Source organism: Acinetobacter sp. NigerLNRRAM0016, assembly GCF_054112845.1.
Genome location: NZ_JBSYVT010000090.1, coordinates 1 through 1,482, shown reverse-complemented (window position 1 = coordinate 1,482; position 1,482 = coordinate 1). Strand labels below are relative to the sequence as shown.

The window sequence follows — 1,482 nt, the reverse complement described above, 5'->3', positions numbered from 1 at the left end:
TAACGACTGTTTGGGGTTGTATAGTCAAGTAATTAAGTGCATGTGGTGGATGCCTTGGCAGTCAGAGGCGATGAAAGACGTAATAGCCTGCGATAAGCTCCGGGGAGGCGGCAAATATCCTTTGATCCGGAGATTTCTGAATGGGGGAACCCACCTACTATAAGGTAGGTATTGCAACATGAATACATAGTGTTGCAAGGCGAACGAGGGGAAGTGAAACATCTCAGTACCCTTAGGAAAAGAAATCAATTGAGATTCCCTCAGTAGCGGCGAGCGAACGGGGAAAAGCCCATTAAGTCATATCAGTTTTAGTGGAATGCTCTGGGAAGTGCAACCATAGTGGGTGATAGTCCTGTACACGAAAGGGCTGATATGATGATGTCGAGTAGGGCGAGGCACGTGAAACCTTGTCTGAATATGGGGGGACCATCCTCCAAGGCTAAATACTCCTGACTGACCGATAGTGAACCAGTACCGTGAGGGAAAGGCGAAAAGAACCCCTGTGAGGGGAGTGAAATAGATCCTGAAACCGCATGCATACAAGCAGTGGGAGCCGACTTGTTCGGTGACTGCGTACCTTTTGTATAATGGGTCAGCGACTTATATTCAGTAGCGAGGTTAACCGTTTAGGGGAGCCGTAGGGAAACCGAGTCTTAATAGGGCGTATAGTTGCTGGGTATAGACCCGAAACCAGGCGATCTATCCATGAGCAGGTTGAAGGTTGGGTAACACTAACTGGAGGACCGAACCCACTGTCGTTGAAAAGCCAGGGGATGACTTGTGGATAGGGGTGAAAGGCTAATCAAGCCTGGTGATAGCTGGTTCTCCCCGAAAGCTATTTAGGTAGCGCCTCGGACGAATACCATAGGGGGTAGAGCACTGTTTCGGCTAGGGGGTCATCCCGACTTACCAAACCGATGCAAACTCCGAATACCTATGAGTACTATCCGGGAGACAGACTGCGGGTGCTAACGTCCGTAGTCAAGAGGAAAACAATCCAGACCGCCAGCTAAGGCCCCAAAATCATAGTTAAGTGGGAAACGATGTGGGAAGGCATAGACAGCTAGGAGGTTGGCTTAGAAGCAGCCACCCTTTAAAGAAAGCGTAATAGCTCACTAGTCGAGTCGGCCTGCGCGGAAGATGTAACGGGGCTAAAACTATGTGCCGAAGCTGCGGATTTGACATTAGTCAAGTGGTAGGGGAGCGTTCTGTAAGCCGATGAAGGTGGATTGAGAAGTCTGCTGGAGGTATCAGAAGTGCGAATGCTGACGTGAGTAACGACAAAACGGGTGAAAAACCCGTTCGCTGAAAGACCAAGGGTTCCAGTCCAACGTTAATCGGGGCTGGGTGAGTCGACCCCTAAGGCGAGGCCGAGAGGCGTAGTCGATGGGAAATTGGTTAATATTCCAATACTTCTGTGTAATGCGATGAGAGGACGGAGAAGGTTAAGTCAGCCTGGCGTTGGTTGTCCAGGTGGAAGGT

The 1,482-nt window shown here is 50.0% G+C and carries 1 rRNA gene; it reads left to right on the top strand.

Annotated elements, in window-relative coordinates:
• Window positions 1–22: 22 nt before the first annotated feature.
• Window positions 23–1,482: ribosomal RNA gene (locus ACWQ4X_RS19605) — 23S ribosomal RNA — on the top strand; the annotation flags it as partial.